Source organism: Pseudoxanthomonas sp. UC19_8 (genome assembly GCF_042700505.1).
GTDB classification, from domain to species: Bacteria; Pseudomonadota; Gammaproteobacteria; order Xanthomonadales; family Xanthomonadaceae; genus Pseudoxanthomonas_A; species Pseudoxanthomonas_A winnipegensis.
On record NZ_CP170559.1, the window covers coordinates 3251953 to 3270296 of the forward strand.

An 18344-nucleotide genomic window follows, 5' to 3' on the forward strand; every position below is an offset into this window, starting at 1 on the left:
CGGCGGTCCGGCCCGAGGCTCAGTCCGGGCGGAAGGCCAGCGTCGCCTGCACGGCCTTCTTCCAGCCGCGGTAACGCCGTTCGCGATCGGCCGCCGGCATCGTCGGTTCGAAGCGCGCGTCGATGGCCCACTGGTTGGCGATCTCCTCGCGGCTGGACCAGAAGCCGGTCGCCAGCCCGGCCAGGTAGGCCGCGCCCAGTGCGGTGGTCTCGGCCACCTTGGGGCGCACCACCGCCGTATCGAGGATGTCGGCCTGGAACTGGGCCAGGAAGTCGTTGGTGATCGCCCCGCCGTCCACGCGCAGTTCCTTGAGGTCCAGCCCGGCGTCGGCCTGCATGGCTTCGAGCACGTCGCGGGTCTGGTAGGCCATCGACTCCAGCGTGGCGCGGATGAAGTGCTCCTTGCTGGTACCGCGGGTCAGGCCGAAGAACGCGCCGCGGACCTCGCTGTCCCAGTAAGGCGCGGCCAGGCCGACGAACGCGGGCACCATGTACACCCCGTCGGTGTCCGGCACGCGCTCGGCATAGGCCTGCGTGTCGCTGGCCTTGCCGAACATGCGCAGGCCGTCGCGCAGCCACTGCACGGCGGACCCGGCCACGAAGATGCTGCCCTCCAGCGCGTACTCGACCTTGCCATCGATGCCCCAGGCGATCGTGGTCAGCAGACCGTTCCTGGAACTCACCGCCTTCTCGCCGGTGTTCATCAGCACGAAGCAACCGGTGCCGTAGGTGTTCTTGGCCATGCCCGGCGTGTAGCAGGCCTGGCCGAACAGCGCCGCCTGCTGGTCGCCGGCGATGCCGGCGATCGGCACCTTCTGGCCGAAGAAGTGCCGGCCGGCGGTATGGGTATAGACCTCGCTGGACGAACACACCCTGGGCAGCATCGAGCGCGGCACGCCGAGGATATCCAGCAGCTCATCGTCCCAGCGCAGCGCATGGATGTCGTACATCAGCGTGCGCCCGGCGTTGGTCTGGTCGGTGACGTGGGCGTGGTCCTCGGAGAGGTTCCAGATCAACCAGCTGTCGATGGTGCCGAACAGCAGGTCGCCGGCCAGGGCCTTCTCGCGCACGCCCTCGACGTTGTCCAGGATCCACTTGAGCTTGGTGCCGGCGAAGTACGGGTCGATCAACAGGCCGGATCTGGCGCGGAAGAGTTCATCGTGCCCGGCCTCGCGCAGCTCCTTGCACACGCTCTGCGACTGGCGCGACTGCCAGACGATGGCGTTGTACACGGCCTGGCCGGTGCGCTTGTCCCACACCACCGTGGTTTCGCGCTGGTTGGTGATGCCGATGGCCGCCACCTGCGAGGCCTCGACGTTGGCCTGGGTCAGCACGTCGGTCATCGTGGTCAACACGCTGGAAAGGATCTCGCGCGGGTTGTGCTCGACCCAGCCCGGCTGCGGGAAGATCTGGGTGAACTCGCGCTGGGCGATGCCTTTGACCGCACCGCTGCGGTCGAACAGCATGGCGCGCGAACTGGTGGTGCCCTGGTCGATCGCCAGCACGTATTGCTTGTCCATCGGATGACTCCCTGCATGTTGGAAGGGCCGGCGCCAGGCGCGCGGCGGGAAGCGGTGGCTCGGTGCCGCGCTCAGGCTTCGGGCTTCTGCGCGGCGCGCTGGCGCGCCGGCAGGAACGGATAGATCAGCCACTGGTAGGCGGCCGCGCCGACCACCCCGCCGATCAACGGGCCGACGATGGGCACCCACCAGTAGTTGTGCGGCGAGGGGAAGGCCGAGGGGCCCCAGCCGGCGAAGAACGCGAACACGCGCGGGCCGAAATCGCGGGCCGGGTTGATCGCCCAGGCCTCCAGGTAGCCCATCGACGCGCCGATGGTCGCCACCAGCAGGCCGATGATCAGCGCGCCGGAGTTGGCGCCCGGCGCCATCTCGTTGTACTGCTCGGTGATGGCGAAGATGCCGAACACCAGGAACGCGGTGAGGATGGCCTGGTCGCTCAGCGCATGCAGCGGCGTGACCGCGAGCCCCGGCGCGGTGAAGAACACCCCGGCCGCGCCGCCGGCTTCGCGCGTGAGCTGCTTGACCTCGTTGTAGTGGTCGATCACCGGGGCATACAGCGCGTAGACGATCGCCGCGCCGACCATGGCGCCGATCACCTGCGCCCCCCAGTAGGGCAGCACCTTCTTCCACGAGAACCCGCGGAACAGCGCCAGCGCCAGCGTCACCGCCGGATTGGCATGGGTGCCCGAGACCGAGCCGGTGGCGTAGATGGCGATGGTCACGCCCAGTCCCCGAGGCGATGCAGACGCCCCAGTAGCCGCCGGCATAGGGATTGGGATCGTAGAGGGTGTACATCGCCGCGACCGAATCGCCGAAGGCGATGATGATCGCCATCGCCACCGCCTCGGAGATCAGCTCACCGAGAAACTGGCGGTTCATCGCCGGCCTCCCGTCGGGCCTGCGGCGATGGTGCGGGGCTTGGTGGACATGTCGGCAACCTCCCAGTGGTCACGTGAAGACCGCGCGCGAGCGTGCGGCCGAACAGGGTGGATGGATCAGGCGCGCGTGGCCACCGTCGCGGCCGAGGCGTGCAGCACCTCGGCCAGGCGGCGCTGCTGGGCCGGGGTCAGGCGCAGGCCCAGCTTGCTGCGGCGCCAGAGCAGGTCTTCGGCATCGACGACCCATTCGTGGCGCTGCAGGTAGTCGACCTCGGCCCGATAGAGGTCGGCGCCGAAGTGTTCGCCCAGGTCGGTCAGCGTGGTCGCCTCGCCCAGGATGCGCTCGGTGCGCGAGCCGTAGTTGCGCACCAGCCGCCAGGCCAGTTCCTTGGGCAGCCAGGGCCGCGCCGTGCGCAGCAGCGCCAGGGCCTGATCGAAGGGCAGCATGTCCCCGCCCGGCAGTGGCGCCCCGTCCGCGGTCCAGGGCTGCGGCTTGCGGCCCAGCTGCGACTCGAGCTTGTCCACGGCCTGCTCGGCCAGCTTGCGATAGGTGGTGAGCTTGCCGCCGAACACGCTCAGCAGCGGCGGCCCGTCCGCATCGACTTCCAGCCGGTAGTCGCGGGTGACCTCCGATGCGTTGTCCTCCTCATCCTCCAGCAGCGGGCGCACGCCGCTGTAGGTCCACACCACATCGCCCGGGCCGATGGACTTGCGGAAGTAGCGGTTGGCCGCCGCGCACAGGTAGTCGACCTCGTCCGCGTCGATGCGCGGACGCGCCGGATCGCCCCTGTACTCCATGTCGGTGGTGCCGATCAGGGTGAAGTCGCGCTCGTAGGGAATGGCGAACACGATACGGCGGTCGGGTTGCTGAAAGATGTAGGCATGCTCGTGCGCGAACATGCGCGGCACCACGATGTGGCTGCCCTTGACCAGACGCAGCGCATAGTCGTGCCGCAGATGCGCGACCTGGTCCAGGAACTGCACGGCCCAGGGACCGGCGGCATTGACCAGCGCCCGCGCCTCGACGGCGATGCGCTGGCCCTGCGCGGTTTCCAGTTCGGCCAGCCAATGCGCGCCATCGCGGCGTGCGCCGACGCAGCGGGTGCGGGTGTGGATGGATGCGCCGCGCTCGGCCGCGTCCATCGCATTGAGCACCACCAGCCTGGCGTCCTGCACCCAGCCATCGGAGTAGGCGAAGCCGGTGGTGAACTCCTCCTTCAGCGGTGCGCCCACCGGCGAGCGGCGCAGATCGACCCGGCGCGAGCCTTCCAGCGTGCGCTTCCCGCCCAGGCGGTCGTAGAGGAACATGCCGACGCGGATCATCCAGGCCGGCCGCAGGTGCGGCTGGTGCGGCAGCAGGAAGCGCAGCGGCCAGGCGATGTGCGGGGCCAGGCGCAGCAGCACCTCGCGCTCGGCCAGCGCCTTGCCGACCAGGCGGAACTCGTACTGTTCCAGATAGCGCAGACCGCCATGGATCAGCTTGGTGCTGGCGCTGGAGGTATGCGCGGCCAGATCGTCGGCCTCGCACAGGCACACGCTCAGCCCGCGGCCGATCGCGTCGCGGGCGATGCCCACCCCGTTGATCCCGCCGCCCACCACCAGCACATCGACGCGTTCGACCATCTCACCGCTCCTCGACCGGGCCGCCGCCCGCACGACGACGGCCGCATGGCGCCGTTCGCGTCTGGACAAAGACGGACAACAACGATCTTAAACGAACATTTACGAACATTTCGTGAGCGCGGCATGCCCGCTTGCGCTCACCGGGTTAGACGATGGTCGAAGGCGTCGCCGATTTGGAGTTCGTTTCGACACCGCCGAAGGCGCGCCCGCAGGCCGCCTGTTCGGGGCAGCCTCCGGTGAAAATGCATGTCCGGCGAGCCGCCTCCTGCCGAGGGGGCGCCGGCCTGGTTTTGCACCGGTCTGGGGCCAGCGCCAGACGCCCCGAACCCGCCGTCAGTCGCCGACGACGTGGACCCGGGTCTTGCCCGCGGCCAGCACCTCGGCCAGGACGTCCGGCGGCGCGCGGTCGGTGAACCAGTCGTCCACCAGCGCGATCGGCCCCAGCCGGCACAGCGCGTTGCGGCCAATCTTGCTGGCGTCGGCGGCCAGCAGCACCTGCCGCGAATGCTCGACGATGGCCTGGGCCACGCGCACCTCCTGGAAGTCGAAGTCCAGCAGCGTGCCGTCCAGTTCGATGCCGGAGATGCCGATGATCCCGAAGTCCACGGTGAACTGGCGCACCAGATCGATGGTCGGCTGGCCGGTCACACCCTGGTCGCGCGCGCGCACCATGCCGCCGGCCACGATCACCTCGAAGCTGGGATTGGTGCTCATCAGCACCGCCACGTTGAGGTTGTTGGTGATCACCCGCAGCCCCTGCTTGTGCATCAGCGCCGCGGCCACGTCCTCGTTGGTCGTGCCCAGGTTGATGAACAGCGAGGAATGGTCGGGGACATGCGTGGCCACCTCCCGGGCGATGCGACGCTTCTGCTCGGCCTGCAGGGACTTGCGCGTGGCGTAGGCGGTGTTCTCCACGCTGGAGGGCAGGCTCACCCCGCCGTGGTAGCGGCGCAGCAGGCCGGCCTCGCACAGCAGCATCAGGTCACGGCGGATGGTCTGCTGGGTCACGTCGAACTGCGTGGCCAGCCCGTCCACCTCGGCATAGCCGAGCTGGCGCACCAGCGCCACCAGTTGTTCCTGGCGCCGGTTGAGGACTGGATGTTCCATGCGTACCGCCTGTGCCTGCGAGGTGCCCGCATGATCGTCGATGCGGCGCGCATTGCAACACCGCAGCGCGCAAGGCCTGCGCCACGCAGGCGCTTGCGACGCAAGAACAACACACTGCGTCCGCGCGATCGCGCTGCCCGGCGCGGGCGACTCCACTAGGCTGAGCGCCTGCGTGGAGGATCCCCGATGAGCGACGCCACACCAGGCCTCAACATGATCCGGACCGGCCCGCGCGGCGGCGTGCCGCTGCTGTTCTTGCATGCGCTCGGCCTGGATCTTTCGGTATGGGAACAGCAGATCCACGCCTTCGCGCGCGACCGCGATGTGATCGCGATCGACCTGCCCGGCCACGGACGCTCGCCGCATGGGCAGGAAGCGCCGAGCTTCGCCGGCTTCGCCGAGGCGCTGGTCGCGCTGCTCGGCGCCCTGCGCACCGGCCCGGTCGATGTCGTCGGCATCTCGGTCGGCGGCATGATCGCGCAGACCCTGGCGGTGACCTCGCCGACGCAGGTGCGCTCGCTCACGCTTGTCGCCACCTCCTGCACCTTCTCCGATGCGGTCAGGGATCTTCTGCGGCAGCGCGCGGAAACCGTGCGCGCGATCGGCATGGAAGGCATCGCGCCGCTGCACCTCGCGCGCTGGTTCCCGGCGGAGTTCCTCGCGGCGCGTCCCGAAATCGGCGACCGGCTGGGCAAACTGCTGCTGCGCAACGACCCGGCCTTTCACGCCCAGCTCTGGGACATGGTCGCCGGCCTGTCGCTGGAGGAGGCGATTGCCTCCCTGCCCCATCCGACCCTGGTCGTCGCCGGCGCGGACGATGCCAGCGCGCCGCCGGCGGCCGGTCAGTTGATCGTGGATCGCATGGCGCACGCGCGGTTGGCGGTCGTGCCTGCGTGCGGGCACTTTCCGCCGCTGGAGCATCCGGACGCGTTCAACGCCTTGCTGCGCAACTTTCTCGCCCAGCGGTAGGCGCACCAGGCACCCGCGGGCTTGGCGCGCCTACTTGGGCAGGCGCCACCACGCCGAACCCGCGGTCGGCTGCCGCAGGTCGACGCGCTCGCCGATCACCGGCGTGGACAGCGCGACACCGCGCTCGGCGGCCAAGGCGCTGATGCGCTCGAACGGCTCGAACCACGGATGCAGCGCCAGGTCGAAGGTGCCGTTGTGGATCGGCAGCATCCAGCGCCCCTGCAGGTCCAGATGCGCCTGCAGGGATTCCTCGGGCCGCATGTGCACGTGCGGCCACTGGCGATCGTAGGCGCCGGTCTCCACCAGGGTCAGGTCGAACGGCCCGAAGCGCTCGCCGATCTGTCTGAAGCCATCGAAATAACCGCTGTCGCCGCTGAAGAACACGCGCAGCCCGTCGTCGATCAGCACCCACGAGCACCACAGCGTGGCATTGCCGTCGCGCAGCCCGCGCCCGGAGAAATGCTGGGCGGGCGTGGCGACCAGGCGCAGCCCGTCGATGACGGTGGACTGCCACCAGTCCAGCTGTTGCACTTTGGCCGCCGGCACGCCCCAGCGCACCAGCGTGTCGCCCACGCCCAGCGGGGCGATGAAGTGCTCGGCCGAGGCGGCCAGCGCACGCACGGCCGCCTTGTCCAGATGGTCGTAGTGGTTGTGCGAGAGGATCACGCCCTTCAGCGGCGGCAGATCCTTCAGCGCGATCGGCGGCGCATGGAAGCGCTTGGGCCCCATCCACGGCAGCGGCGAGGCGCGCTGGGCGAAGACCGGGTCGGTGATCCAGAACTGCCCGCGCAGCTTGAGCAGCACGGTCGAATGGCCGAGCCGGTATAGGCTGAAATCCGGCGCGGCCAGCAGTTCGGCACGGGTCAGCGGGCGGACTGGAATCGGGCGGTCCGGCACGCTGGTGCGCGGCTTGTCGAACAGCACGCTGCGGAACAGGCGCAGCGATTCCAGCAGCCCGGTGCGCGGGATCGCGATCGCGTTGCGGAAGCGCCCTGCGCTGGACCGCAGCGACGCAGCGCGGGATCCGGGTTCGTTGGAGTCGGCCATGGCAGCACCATGGGGACAACCACCTCGCCTGACAAGCCCAGGCGCTGTCGATCCTGCGTGCGACGCGGCGCGCGCCCGCCATCAGCCCGCGCGATGGGCCTGTTGATGCTGACGGTACATCGCCGCGGTCAGTTCCAGCCCGACATGCGAGAGCTGCGTGGCCGCGGCCTCGGCCGATTCCTGTGCCACTTCGGCCACGCGCTCGAACATGTACGCCTCGTAGCGACACACCGCGTCATGCAGCGCACCCTGCGCCAGCTGCTCGGCCAGTTCGGCGGCATCGAGCATGGCCGCGTTGACGCCTTCGCCGGCGAAGGGCGACATCAGATGCGCCGCGTCGCCGATCAGGGTCAGGCCGGGACGGTGGTTCCAGCGATGCCCCACGGGTAGCGCGTGGATCGGCCGCGCGACGAAGTGGTCGTTGGCCGCGCGGAACAGGTCCAGGATCTCCGGCGCGAACCCGGCGAACTCCTCGAGCAGCCCGGCCCGCACGGCCTGCGGATCGCTGAAGTCGAAGCGCTGCTGCGCCCAGTCCGCCGGCACGCGGAAGATGGCGTAGCCGCGCACATGCGCATGCCCGTTGCGCTGGGCGATGAGCATCCTGCCCTCGCCTTCGATGTCGAGCTTGCCCGGTCCGACCAGCGCGGACAGCGCCGGATGGTCGCGATCGACCTGGTCGATGCCGAACTCGACGAAGGTCAGGCCGCTGTACTGCGGGCGGTAGGACGACAGCAGCGGGCGCACCCTGGACCAGGCGCCGTCCGCGCCGACCACCAGGTCGAACGGGCCGGCCAGACCGCTGGCCAGTTCCAGCTGCCAGCGGCCTTCGTCCAGCGCATGCAGGGCCTGCAGCGGCGCGCTCCAGCGCACGGTGCCGGGGGCGAGCGCATCGAGCAGCATCGCGCGCAGCGCGGTGCGGTCGACCTCGGGCCGGCTGCGGTCGAAGCCCTCCCGGTCCTCGAAGAGCACCTCGCCGCGGTGGTTGAGCAGGCGCTCGCCCTGGTCTTCGTAGCGGGCGATGCGCGCGAAGGCGTCCTGCAACCCGGCGCGTTCGATCGCCAGCAGGCCCGAGCCCTGATGCAGATCGAGCGAGCCGCCCTGGGGGCGCTCCAGCGGATGCGCCTCGCGCTCGAACACCTCCGGCGCGAGCCCCTGCAGCTGCAGCAGGCGGGCCAGCGTCAGACCGGCCGGGCCGCCCCCGACGATGGCGATACGCGGAAGGTTGGCCATGCCTGCTGCTCCGGATATAATAGGTGCCTATATTTAAAACATAGCCACCTATGGAAAGTCAAACCAGCGAACTCGAGCAGGCCGCCCGCCATGATCCGCTCAAGCTGCTCGGCATCGCCTATCGCACGTTCTCGCGGCTGGTCGACGCGCAGCTGCGCGAGCATGGCTTCGCCATGGGCCAGCTGCCGGTGCTGGTAGCGCTCAAGCACGGCGATGCGCTGTCGCAGGGCGAACTGGCGCGGCGCGCGCGGGTCGAGCAACCGAGCATGGCCCAGCTGCTCAACCGGATGGAGCGCGACGGGCTGATCCAGCGCACGCCCGATCCGGCCGATGGCCGCAGCAAGCTGATCTCGCTGACACCGCTGGCGCGCAGACGCCTGCCCAAGGCCAAGGCGGTGATGGACGCCACTGGCGAACAGGCTCTGGCCGGCTTCGACGCGCAGGACCTGGCCCAGTTCGCCACGCTGATGCTGCGGATCAACCGCAACCTGGACGCATTGGAGTAGGCACCGCGCCGGCCCGCGTGTGGGCCGGCGCGGCACGACGGAGGCCTACTTGGCTACGCCGAAGCGATAGATCGTGGTCTGCGTGTAGGTCTGGCCCGGGTCCAGGCGCGTGCTGGGGAAGTCGGCGTGGTTGGGGCTGTCGGGGAAGTGCTGGGCTTCCAGCGCCAGCGCGCCCCAGTGCAGATAGGGCTTGCCGCCCTTGCCGCCTTCGATGCGGTCGATGGCGTTGGAGGTGTAGAGCTGCATGCCGGGCTCGGTGGTGAACACGGTCAGCGTGCGCCCGGTGGTGGGCTCCTCGACGATGACCGCCGGCGTCTCTAGGCCCGGCGCATCGAGCACCCAGTTGAAGTCGTAACCGCCCTGCTTGGGCTCGGCGTGACGCAGGTCGGCGTTGTCTTCGTGGATGCGCTCGCCCAGGGCATGCGGCGTGCGGAAATCCAGCGGCGTGCCGGCCACGGGCAGCAGCTTGCCGGTGGGGATCAGCTGCGCATCGGTCTGGGTATAGCGCGCGGCGTTGATCTGCACGCGGTGATCCAGCACCGAGGCGGCCCCGGCGCCGGCCAGGTTGAAGTAGCCGTGGCTGGTGAGATTGAGCACGGTCGGCTTGTCGGTGGTGGCGCGGTAGTCCAGCTTCAGGCCATCGTCCTGCAGGGTGTAGACCACGCTGACGTCGAGCGTGCCGGGGAAGCCCATCTCGCCATCGGGCGAGCGGTAGCGCAGGGTCACCGACGGGGTCCCGTCGCTGGCGGGGCTGGCCTCCCACAGCTTGGTGGCGAAGCCTTCCGGACCGCCGTGCAAGGTGTTGCCGTTGTTGTTGGTCGGGATCTGGTAGGTCTTGCCGTCCAGGGTGAAACGTCCCTTGGCCAAGCGGTTGGCGTACCGCCCGATCAGCGCGCCGAAGTTGGTCTGCACGGTGGCGGCGTCCTTGAGGTAGCCGTCCAGCGTGTCGTAACCCAGCACCACGTCGTCGTCCTTGCCGTTGCGGTCGGGCACGGTCAGCGCCTGCAGGATGCCGCCGTAGGTGATGATCGAAGCGGTCATGCCGTGGCCGTTGTCCAGCACGAACTTCTGCACCTTGCGCCCATCGGGCAGCGTGCCGAAGTCGCTGGCGACCACATGCGCGGGGGCCGCGGCCGGCGCGGACGAGGCCGCAGGCGCGGCGGCGCCGGAAGCATCGGGCTGGGCGCGCGTGGCCGGATCTTCCGGCGGTTGCGAGCAGGCGCCCAGTCCCATCGCCGTCACGGCGGCCAGCAGTGCGATACGCATTCGATGTCTCCCTCCCAGGTGAGGGCGCCAGTGTGCCTCAAGCCGCATGCGGGCGCAGGCGACGCGGACAGGCCAGGGCCAGGGATCAGAGATCAGAAATCAGGGGCCTGGGGATAAAGCAGTGCATTGGCGCGCGCGCTGAGTGCCGCATCGCCGGCTACCGCTGTTCCCTGGCCTCTGGTCCCTGGCCTCTGATCCCTGGCCCCTGCTTTCCTCCCGCACCCGCAGAAAGCGGGCGAAGCGTGGCAGGCCGCGCCCGGTCAGGCCGTTGTACTGATACGTCACCCACGTGCCCAGCGGCGGCGGCGCGTCGCGCTGGGCGTCGCGCAAGCCGCTGCCGATGCGGAAGCGGCGCCCGTCCGGCGTCTCCACCAGCAAGGCACCCAGCCGGCCGGCGTGCCGGCCCTGGCCCGGCACATGCCCGATCACGCGCGCCTCGGCATCGTCCAGGCGCTTGTACTTGAGCAGCGCATCGCTGCGCCCGGGCAGGTAGCGCGCCGCGCGGTGCTGCAGCATCAGGCCTTCGCCGCCGGCCTGCACCACGCGGTCCAGCTCGGCATCCAGCGCGGCCCGGCTGTCGAAGCGGCGCTGCTCGAGCATCCGCAGCTGCGGATGCGCCCCGATGCCCAGCAGCGCCTCCATCCGCGCCACGCGCGCGGCGAACGCGCCGCCCGCGGCGGGCAGGTCGAACACCATGAAGCGCAACGCGCGCCAGCGCGGGTCGTGCGGATCGCCCGCGCGCACCAGCGCGCTGGCCACGTCGAACTGGCCGCGCCCGATCCACAGTTCGCCTTCCATCGGCACCGGCGGCCAGCCCCGGGTGAACCAGGCCGGCACCGCGATCGGCTCGCCGCCGCGCGTCCACAGCGCTCGGCCGTCCCAGCGCCCGCGCACGCCATCGAGCTTCTCGCTGACCAGATACGCGGCGACCTCGCCCTGCCCGCGATACGCAGTGGCCAGCATCGGCGGCGCCTGCGGCGCCGCTGCGTCCACCATGCCCGGCCCGGCCAGACAGGCCGCCAGCACCATTCCCGCCACGACGCGCATCGTCTGCTCCACGAAGTCCATTCCGGGCTCCAGCGTGGCCCTGCGCGGCCACGGTGTCCGTCGGCGCGCGTCCGATCCGGGCGTAGGACAACGCCGCGGCCTGATCCGCGTCGGCCTTCCGTCTTATCATCCGGATCGACCCGGTGGCCAAGGCTGCCGTCGGGCACAGGGACGCACCAAGGGGACAACATGAAGCGCATCATCTGGACACTGGCCGGCGTGGTCAGCGTGGCGGGCTGCACGGTGGTCAAGGTCGATCCCGGGCAGGAGGCGGTGCTGATCGATCGCCCGCGCCTGTTCGGCGACGGCGGCATCCGCGACGAAACCATCAAGCCCGGCCTGGCCTACACCTGGCTGACCACCGATGCCATCGTGGTGGATGTCAGCCCGCAGGTGCTGGCGGTGGCGTTCGACGACTTCTCCTCGTCGGACAACATCCTGCTCGACTTCGAGACCACCATCCAGTACCGCGTGACCAATGCGCCGCGGCTGCTGCGCAAGTTCGGCCCGGACTGGTTCAAGAACAACATCCGCAGCCAGTACGCGGCCATCGTGCGCGACCAGGTCAAGCGCTTCGACATGACCAGCATGATGAGCGATGTCGCCACCGCCCAGCGCATCGACGACGCGGTGACCGATGCCATCCGCAAGGTGGTCAAGGACCAGGGCCTGGACGTGGAGATCATGAACATCACCCTGGGCCGGGCCAAGCCCAACCCCGACGTGCTGCAGCAGATGAACCTCACCGCGGCCCAGCAGCAGCGGGTCAAGACGCTGGTCGAGGCCACCAATGCCGAGCTGCAGCGCGCCAAGGAGCAGAAGGCCATGGCCGATGCGGACAACGCCTACCGCAATGCGATGAACCTCTCGCCCGAGCAGTATCTGGCACGCCAGATCGCCGAGATCAACGCCGAGGCCTGCACCAAGGCCGCGGCCTGCTACGTCGTGCCCAGCGGCACCAGCGTGGTGGCGAAGTAGGACGCAGGTGCGGAGCGGATCAGACGATCCGCATCCGCCGCCGCCAGCTGGCGATCTGGTTCCAGCGGATGAAGGTGACCAGGCCCGAGGCCAGGATCAGGGCGATGCCGACCCAGGTGATCGCGTCGACGCGGCTGTGGAACAGCCAGGCGCCGAAGCCGATCGCCCACAGCATCTGGCTGTACTGGGTCGGCGCGACCGCGCTGACCGGCGCCAGCCGGGTGGAATACATCATCAGGATCGCCGCCAGCCCGGCCAGCAGCCCGTAGCCGGCGATCAGGCCCCACTGCGTCGCGCTGGGCCAGACGAAGTGCGGCAGCATCAGGATGCCGCCGGCCACCAGCGGGCCGAGCACGCCGGCGCCGTACAGGGTGACGCGCTTCTCCTCCGGGCCGGCCATGCGCAGGCTGATCACCGACACCGCGCCGGTCAGGCCGCACAGGATCGCGGCGACGTGGCCGTGGCTGAGCTGGCGGAAGCCCGGCCGCAGCACCACCAGCACGCCGATGAAGCCCACCGCCACCGCGGTCCAGCGGCGCCAGTGCACCTCCTCGCGCAGCAGCATCACCGACAGCACGGTGACGAACAGCGGCATCAGGAAGATCAGGGCGAAGGCCTCGGCCATCGGCAGCTGGGTGAAGGCGATCACCGAGGTCAGGTTGCCGGCGGCGCCGCAGAAGGCGCGCAGCAGCCAGATCGCCGGCTTGCGGGCCACCACCACGTCGCGCCAGCGGTCCTGCGGCTTCTTCAGGAACGGCACCGCCACCAGCATGAGCAGGGCGCCGAAGAACACCACCTCGTGGGACGGCAGGCTGCCGTCGAGCAGCTTCACGAACGCATCGCTGATCGCATAGGCCGCGTAGCACGCGAAGCCCAGCAGCACACCCTTGAACATCGTGTCGGTTCCGCAAGCTCGTCGGGCGCGTCGCGCCGGCACCACAGTCTACGGGCAGCGCGGGCAGGCGCCGCGCATGGGCGTTGCGAAACTTCATGCCAGGCCGAGCCCGGCCGTGCTGAAATGGCGCACGCCCGCCGCCGGTCTTCACCTGCATGCTTCGTCCGCTCCTCCCGCCCCGCTGCCGGCCCGCCGCCGCTTCATGCCGACAGCGCTCGCGATTGGCACACGGGAACGCGGCATGAGCCAGCCCTGGTTCCCCGCCGGCGGCAGCGCCATGGCCGCCAAGATCCGCGCGCACGACTGGGCCGCCACCCCGCTGGGCCCGGTGGAGACCTGGCCGGCGCCGCTGCGCGCGGCGGTCAACCTGATGGTCAATGCGCCCGAGTGCATGTTCATGGTCTGGGGCGAGGAGGTGACCTTCCTCTACAACGACGTCTACGCCCCGATCCTGGGGCCGCGCGCGCCCGGCGCGCTGGGCGCCTCGATGCGCGTGCTGTGGGGCGACGTGTGGGACTCGGTGCGCGGCCCGATCGAGAGCGCCTACCGCGGGCAGTCCGAGCGCCATGTGGAGATGTACATCCAGATGCAGCGCTACGGCGTGCCGGAGGACACCTGGTGGACGTTCTCCTTCACCCCGATCTACCTGGAAGACGGTCGCGTCGGCGGCGCGTTCTGCCTGACCAACGAGGTCACCGAGAAGATCCAGGCCGAGCGGCGCCTGGCGCGCGAGCACGAGCGCCTGGCGCAGCTGTTCGAGCAGGCGCCGATGTTCATGGCCTTCCTCAGCGGGCCCGAGCATCGCATCGAGGTGGTCAACCCCGGCTACCTGCGCCTGATCGACCACCGCGACGTGGTCGGCAAGACCGTGGCCGAGGCCCTGCCCGACGCGGTCGAACAGGGCTATCTGGACCTGCTGGACGGGGTCTACCGCACCGGCGAGGTCTACGCGGCCAACAGCGCCGCCTACGCGGTGCGGGCCGAGCCGGGCGGGCCGGTGCATCCGCGCTTCGTGGACATCGTCTTCCAGCCGATCCGCGACGAGCGCGGGCAGATCACCGGCGTGTTCGTGCAGGGCGTGGACGTGACCGCGCGCATCGAGGGCGAGGCCGCGATGCGCGCGCTGGACGCGCACAGTCGCCAGGTCATCGACAGCGCCACCGACTACGCGATCCTGGCCACCGACCTGCAGGGGCGCATCACCCACTGGAACGCCGGCGCACAGCTGATCCTGGGCTGGAGCGAGCAACAGATGCGCGGGCATACGACCGAGCGGCTGTTCACCGAGCAGGACATCGCCAATGGCGTGGCCGAGCGCGAGCTGCTGGACGCGCTGGAGACCGGTCGCGTGGTGCGCGAGCGCTGGCAGGTGCGCCGCTCGGGCGAGCGTTTCTGGGCCAGCAGCGCCACCACCGTGCTGCGCAACGCGGACGGCACGGCGATCGGCTTCGTCAAGGTGCTCGGCGACCGCACCGCCGAACGCATGGCCATCGACGCGCTGCGCGACAGCGAGGCGCGCCTGACGGCGCTGGTCAGCGCCTCGTCGGACGCCTTGTTCATGATCGACGCGCACTGGACGCAGATGCGCCAGCTGACCGGCACCGGTGCGGCCCGCGACAGCTTCGCGCCGATCGAGCGCTGGATGGCGCGGCACATCCCCGATTCGGATCAGCACCGGGTCGTCGCCGCGGTCCACGAGGCGGTGACCAGCCGGCAGCCGCTGACGCTGGAACATCCGGTGCGCCGCAACGACGGCAGCCTGGGCTGGTCGCTGTCGCGCGCGGTGCCGCTGTTCGATGCCGAGGGCAAGCTGCACGGCTGGTTCGGCGCGGCCACCGACATCACCGCGCGCCGCGATGCGGAGAACCGCCTGCGCGAGCTGACCGCCTCGCTGGAGGAGCGCGTGCGCGAGCGCACCGACGAGCTGCTGCTGGCCGAGGAGAAGCTGCGCCAGAGCCAGAAGATGGAGGCCGTCGGCCAGCTCACCGGCGGACTGGCGCACGACTTCAACAACCTGCTCACCGCCGTCACCATGGGGCTGGACCTGCTGCAGCAGCGCATCGAGGCCGGCCGCTACGACCGGCTGGAGCGCTACCTGGAGATGGCCCGCTCCGGCGCCTCGCGCGCGGCCTCCCTGACCCAGCGCCTGCTGGCGTTCTCGCGCCGGCAGACGCTGGCGCCCACGGCGGTGGACGTCAACCAGCTGGTCGATGGCATGGGCGACATCCTGCGGCGCACGCTGGGGCCCTCGATCCAGACGCATTTCCAGCTGGCCAGCCCGCTGTGGCGCGTGCTGGTGGATGCGCCGCAGCTGGAGAACGCGCTGCTCAACCTGTGCATCAACGCGCGCGATGCGATGCCCGAAGGCGGCCAGCTGATCATCGAGACCCACAACATCGAGCTGGACGCCGAGGCCGCCGCGTCGCTGGAGCTGGCGCCAGGCCCGTACGTGCGCCTGGGCGTGCAGGACACCGGCACCGGCATGAGCGCCGAGGTGATGGAGCGCGTGTTCGAGCCCTTCTTCACCACCAAGCCGATCGGCCAGGGCACCGGGCTGGGGCTGTCGATGATCTACGGCTTCATGCGCCAGTCCGGCGGCCAGGTGCGCATGGCCTCGCGGCTGGGCCACGGCACCACGATGCAGCTGCTGCTGCCGCGCCTGGACGGTGCCGAGGACGCCATCGCGGCCGACGGCGTCGAACCGGCCGCGCTGGACCCGCACACCCGCGGCGAGGTGCTGCTGGTCGAGGACGAGGCGCCGGTACGCGCACTGATCGCCGAGGTGCTGGGCGAGGCCGGCTGCCGCGTCACCGCGGTGGCCGACGGCCACGCCGCGCTCGAATACCTGCGCGGCGCCGCGCCGATCGACCTGCTGCTGACCGACGTCGGCCTGCCTGGCGGCCTCAACGGCCGCCAGGTCGCCGACGCCGGCCGCCAGCTGCGGCCCGGCTTGCGCGTGCTGTTCGTGACCGGCTACGCGGCCAACGCCGCGGTCGGCGCCGGCCAGCTGGAGGCCGGCATGGAGGTGATGACCAAGCCCTTCCAGGCGGCCGAGCTGGCGCGCCGCGTGCAGGCGATCCTGGCCCCGTCGAGTTAGCTCGCCTCGGCCTGCGGCAGGCTACCGCGCACCATCGCCAGCAGGTCGACCAGCGAGAACGGCTTGCGCAGCAGCTGCATGCAGGGCCCGAGAAAATCCGGGCGCTCCAGCGCTTCCTCGGCATAGCCGGTCATGAAGATCACCGGCAGCGCCGGCGCCAGCGCGCGCGCCGCGTCGGCCAGGTCGCGCCCGCTCATGCCCGGCAGGCGCACATCGGTCAGCAGCAGGTCGAAGGCCGGCTGCGTGCGCAGCTGGTCCAGCGCCTGCTCGGCATCGCCGGCCTGCACGATCAACAGGCCTTCGTCGGCCAGCACGTCGGCGGCCATCTCGCGGATGAGTTCGTTGTCGTCGACGAGCAGCACCCGTCGTTCCTGCAGCTGGGTCATGGGTCCGAGGCACATGTGGCGTCGCAGGACCGGCTCCGCTCCCGCGCCGGCCCCGCATGAGGGCGCCCGATCATAAGCGCAGACGCGTGGCGGGGCTGTCAGCGCGCCGACGGCGGGTACAGGTCCAGCAGGCGCAGGGTCACCCCGTTGGTCCAGCCGAAGCCGTCCTGGTTGGGATACTCGCCGCCGCCGGCGCGCTGGCCGGTGACCAGCACGTCGTACTTCTCGGTGAGCTTGTGCTCGGCGTCGAACACGCCGGACACCCGCGCCAGGAACGCGCGCCCGATGCGCTCGGCCAGCGCGTCCTGGCCGTAGCGGCGCAGGCCGTCCACCGCCACCCACTGCAGCGGCGCCCAGCCGTTGGGCGCGTCCCACTGCTGGCCGCTGCGCACCGGCGTGGTCACCAGCCCGCCCGGGCCGACCAGCTGCGCCTGCACGATGGCCGCGGTGCGCTGGGCGTGCTCGGGCGAGGCCAGCCCGGCGAACAGGGGGAACAGCATCGCCGCGGTCACCCGGTCGCGCGGGGCGCGCGTGCGCAGGTCGTAGTCGGCGTAGTAGCCGGCCGGGTTCCACAGATGCCGCTCGATGGCGGCCTGGCGCTGCGCGGCGCGCGTGGCGTAGTCGATGCGGCAGGCGCCGTGCTGCTGGGCACAGGCCGCGGCCAGCGTGGCCTCCAGGTGGTACATCAGGCTGTTGAGATCCACCGGCACGATCTGCGTGGTGTGGATGCTGCCCAGCTGCCGCGGATCGTCGAACCAGCGGCTGGAGAAGTCCCAGCCTGATTCGGCCGCCGCGCGCAGGTCGCGATAGACCTCGCCGGCCGGCCGCGCGTCGCGCACCTGCGCGGCGGTGGCCACATCGTGCGCCCAGGCCTCCTGGCGCGGGATGTCGCGGTCGTCCCAGTAGCGGTTGAGCAGGCTGCCGTCGGCCAGGCGCACCACCCGCGCCGAGGCCTGGCCGGGCTTGAGCGCCTCGCTGCCGCGCATCCAGTAGGCGTACTCGGCCTGCAGCTGCGGCAGGTAGCGGCGCCGGACCTCATCGCCCTGCTGCGCGGCCGCCTCGCTGACCATGAAGGCGAAGAACGGCGGCTGCGAGCGGCTGAGGTAGTAGCTGCGCGTACCGTTGGGAATATGCCCGTAGGTGTCGACCTGGTAGGCGAAGTTGTCCAGCATCTGCCGCGCCAGCGCGCCGCGGCCGCTCTCGAACAGCCCCAGCATGGTGAAGTACGAATCCCAGTAGTACACCTCGCGAAAGCGCCCGCCCGGCACCACCGTCGGCTCCGGCAGCGCCAGCGCGCTGCTGTACGGCGGCACCTGGCGGAAGCTGCGCGTGAGCACCGGCCACAGCGCGTCGATATGGCCGCGCAGATCGGTGTCCTGGGCCAGCTTCGGTACCTGCAGCGGCGGATCCTCGTCGAAGTGCGCGGCGACGAAGGCCTTCAGATCGAAGCCCGGCTGACCGCGCGCGGCCAGGTACTCGGCCTCGACCCGCGCCGGCTCCCCGCGCACGGTCATGTCCACGAAGTGCTTCTGGTCCTCGAACACCCGGCCCATCTGCACCGCCTCGAACAGCTGCGGATACAGCTGGTCCGGCGTGGCCGGCGCGGCTGTCCTGGCCGTGGTGGGGGCCTGCGCCACCTGCGCCGATGGCGTGGCACAGGCGGCGAGCCCCAAGGCGATGGCGGCGGTCAGCAGGCAGGCGGTGACACGGTGGCGCGGCGCCATGCGCGGCTCCTGGGTTCGAGGAAGAAGACGACGAAGATAGCCAATCGGACCGCAGCCCCGCGTGGCGGTCAC

The 18344-nt window shown here is 70.5% G+C and carries 13 protein-coding genes and 2 pseudogenes; 4 read left to right on the forward strand and 11 right to left on the reverse strand.

The genetic code is table 11. The features are described 5' to 3' along the window. Positions 1-19 precede the first annotated feature (19 nt). The 4 genes and pseudogenes from glpK to ACFJIT_RS14440 all read right to left on the reverse strand — a co-directional run bounded on the left by glpK (position 20) and on the right by ACFJIT_RS14440 (position 5127). Entirely contained in the window at positions 20-1519 is a 1500-nt protein-coding gene (glpK, locus tag ACFJIT_RS14425; RefSeq protein ID WP_379654006.1) for a glycerol kinase GlpK, read from the reverse strand. Between the two features lie 71 nt (positions 1520-1590). Further along, a pseudogene (locus ACFJIT_RS14430) lies at positions 1591-2398 on the reverse strand (MIP/aquaporin family protein). A gap of 116 nt (positions 2399-2514) precedes the next feature. Continuing rightward, on the reverse strand, positions 2515-4020 hold the full coding sequence (gene glpD / locus ACFJIT_RS14435) for a glycerol-3-phosphate dehydrogenase (RefSeq protein ID WP_379654007.1): 1506 nt from the start codon (positions 4018-4020) through the stop codon (positions 2515-2517). 333 nt (positions 4021-4353) lie between these two features. Beyond that, on the reverse strand, positions 4354-5127 hold the full coding sequence (locus ACFJIT_RS14440; RefSeq protein WP_130515000.1) for a DeoR/GlpR family DNA-binding transcription regulator: 774 nt from the start codon (positions 5125-5127) through the stop codon (positions 4354-4356). Positions 5128-5313: 186 nt separating this feature from the next. Here ACFJIT_RS14440 and ACFJIT_RS14445 point away from each other — a divergent pair, with 186 nt between their 5' ends. Next, a complete protein-coding gene (locus tag ACFJIT_RS14445; RefSeq protein WP_379654008.1) occupies positions 5314-6096 on the forward strand; it encodes an alpha/beta fold hydrolase in 783 nt (260 codons plus the stop codon). A 30-nt stretch (positions 6097-6126) separates the two neighbouring features. On the opposite strand, the gene ACFJIT_RS14450 is transcribed toward ACFJIT_RS14445, so the two are convergent. Together ACFJIT_RS14450 and ACFJIT_RS14455 are read right to left on the reverse strand one after the other, a co-directional pair. Then, positions 6127-7143 (reverse strand): MBL fold metallo-hydrolase, encoded by a 1017-nt coding sequence (locus ACFJIT_RS14450; protein ID WP_379654009.1) that lies wholly within the window; start codon positions 7141-7143, stop codon positions 6127-6129. A gap of 81 nt (positions 7144-7224) precedes the next feature. Then, the gene (locus ACFJIT_RS14455; protein WP_379654010.1) at positions 7225-8373 is read right to left on the reverse strand and encodes an FAD-dependent oxidoreductase; all 1149 of its coding nucleotides are present in this window, start codon (positions 8371-8373) and stop codon (positions 7225-7227) included. Between the two features lie 50 nt (positions 8374-8423). On the opposite strand from ACFJIT_RS14455, the gene ACFJIT_RS14460 reads away from it, so the two are divergent. Beyond that, on the forward strand, positions 8424-8879 hold the full coding sequence (locus tag ACFJIT_RS14460) for a MarR family winged helix-turn-helix transcriptional regulator (RefSeq protein ID WP_130530384.1): 456 nt from the start codon (positions 8424-8426) through the stop codon (positions 8877-8879). Positions 8880-8924: 45 nt separating this feature from the next. On the opposite strand, the gene ACFJIT_RS14465 is transcribed toward ACFJIT_RS14460, so the two are convergent. Continuing rightward, positions 8925-10145 carry an aldose epimerase family protein gene (locus ACFJIT_RS14465; protein ID WP_379654011.1) on the reverse strand — a complete coding sequence of 407 codons (1221 nt, stop codon included), beginning with the start codon at positions 10143-10145 and terminating at the stop codon, positions 8925-8927. Positions 10146-10244: 99 nt separating this feature from the next. Then, positions 10245-11213 (reverse strand): DNA ligase, encoded by a 969-nt coding sequence (locus tag ACFJIT_RS14470; RefSeq protein ID WP_379654012.1) that lies wholly within the window; start codon positions 11211-11213, stop codon positions 10245-10247. A gap of 168 nt (positions 11214-11381) precedes the next feature. Between ACFJIT_RS14470 and ACFJIT_RS14475 the strand changes: the two genes are divergently transcribed. Continuing rightward, positions 11382-12170 carry an SPFH domain-containing protein gene (locus ACFJIT_RS14475; RefSeq protein ID WP_379654013.1) on the forward strand — a complete coding sequence of 263 codons (789 nt, stop codon included), beginning with the start codon at positions 11382-11384 and terminating at the stop codon, positions 12168-12170. A gap of 19 nt (positions 12171-12189) precedes the next feature. Here ACFJIT_RS14475 and ACFJIT_RS14480 read toward each other — a convergent pair whose 3' ends face one another. Continuing rightward, positions 12190-13065: a DMT family transporter gene (locus ACFJIT_RS14480; RefSeq protein WP_379654014.1), complete on the reverse strand. Its 876-nt coding sequence runs from the start codon at positions 13063-13065 to the stop codon at positions 12190-12192. A gap of 241 nt (positions 13066-13306) precedes the next feature. Here ACFJIT_RS14480 and ACFJIT_RS14485 point away from each other — a divergent pair, with 241 nt between their 5' ends. Continuing rightward, a complete protein-coding gene (locus tag ACFJIT_RS14485) occupies positions 13307-16162 on the forward strand; it encodes a PAS domain-containing protein (RefSeq protein WP_379654015.1) in 2856 nt (951 codons plus the stop codon). Here ACFJIT_RS14485 and ACFJIT_RS14490 read toward each other — a convergent pair. Both ACFJIT_RS14490 and treA read right to left on the reverse strand, forming a co-directional pair. Continuing rightward, positions 16159-16521, reverse strand: a complete 363-nt coding sequence (locus ACFJIT_RS14490) for a response regulator (RefSeq protein WP_379655780.1) — start codon at positions 16519-16521, stop codon at positions 16159-16161. The genes ACFJIT_RS14485 and ACFJIT_RS14490 overlap by 4 nt on opposite strands. Before the next feature lie 125 nt (positions 16522-16646). Further along, positions 16647-18327: pseudogene (gene treA / locus ACFJIT_RS14495) on the reverse strand (alpha,alpha-trehalase TreA). Positions 18328-18344: the final 17 nt, after the last annotated feature.

What these genes read in the sequence shown, in the direction of transcription:
- glpK (WP_379654006.1), bottom strand. Translation starts at nt 1,519, where the DNA reads ATGGACAAGCAATACGTGCTGGCGATCGACCAGGGCACCACCAGTTCG.
- glpD (WP_379654007.1), bottom strand. Translation starts at nt 4,020, where the DNA reads ATGGTCGAACGCGTCGATGTGCTGGTGGTGGGCGGCGGGATCAACGGG.
- ACFJIT_RS14440 (WP_130515000.1), bottom strand. Translation starts at nt 5,127, where the DNA reads ATGGAACATCCAGTCCTCAACCGGCGCCAGGAACAACTGGTGGCGCTG.
- ACFJIT_RS14445 (WP_379654008.1), top strand. Translation starts at nt 5,314, where the DNA reads ATGAGCGACGCCACACCAGGCCTCAACATGATCCGGACCGGCCCGCGC.
- ACFJIT_RS14450 (WP_379654009.1), bottom strand. Translation starts at nt 7,143, where the DNA reads ATGGCCGACTCCAACGAACCCGGATCCCGCGCTGCGTCGCTGCGGTCC.
- ACFJIT_RS14455 (WP_379654010.1), bottom strand. Translation starts at nt 8,373, where the DNA reads ATGGCCAACCTTCCGCGTATCGCCATCGTCGGGGGCGGCCCGGCCGGT.
- ACFJIT_RS14460 (WP_130530384.1), top strand. Translation starts at nt 8,424, where the DNA reads ATGGAAAGTCAAACCAGCGAACTCGAGCAGGCCGCCCGCCATGATCCG.
- ACFJIT_RS14465 (WP_379654011.1), bottom strand. Translation starts at nt 10,145, where the DNA reads ATGCGTATCGCACTGCTGGCCGCCGTGACGGCGATGGGACTGGGCGCC.
- ACFJIT_RS14470 (WP_379654012.1), bottom strand. Translation starts at nt 11,213, where the DNA reads ATGGACTTCGTGGAGCAGACGATGCGCGTCGTGGCGGGAATGGTGCTG.
- ACFJIT_RS14475 (WP_379654013.1), top strand. Translation starts at nt 11,382, where the DNA reads ATGAAGCGCATCATCTGGACACTGGCCGGCGTGGTCAGCGTGGCGGGC.
- ACFJIT_RS14480 (WP_379654014.1), bottom strand. Translation starts at nt 13,065, where the DNA reads ATGTTCAAGGGTGTGCTGCTGGGCTTCGCGTGCTACGCGGCCTATGCG.
- ACFJIT_RS14485 (WP_379654015.1), top strand. Translation starts at nt 13,307, where the DNA reads ATGAGCCAGCCCTGGTTCCCCGCCGGCGGCAGCGCCATGGCCGCCAAG.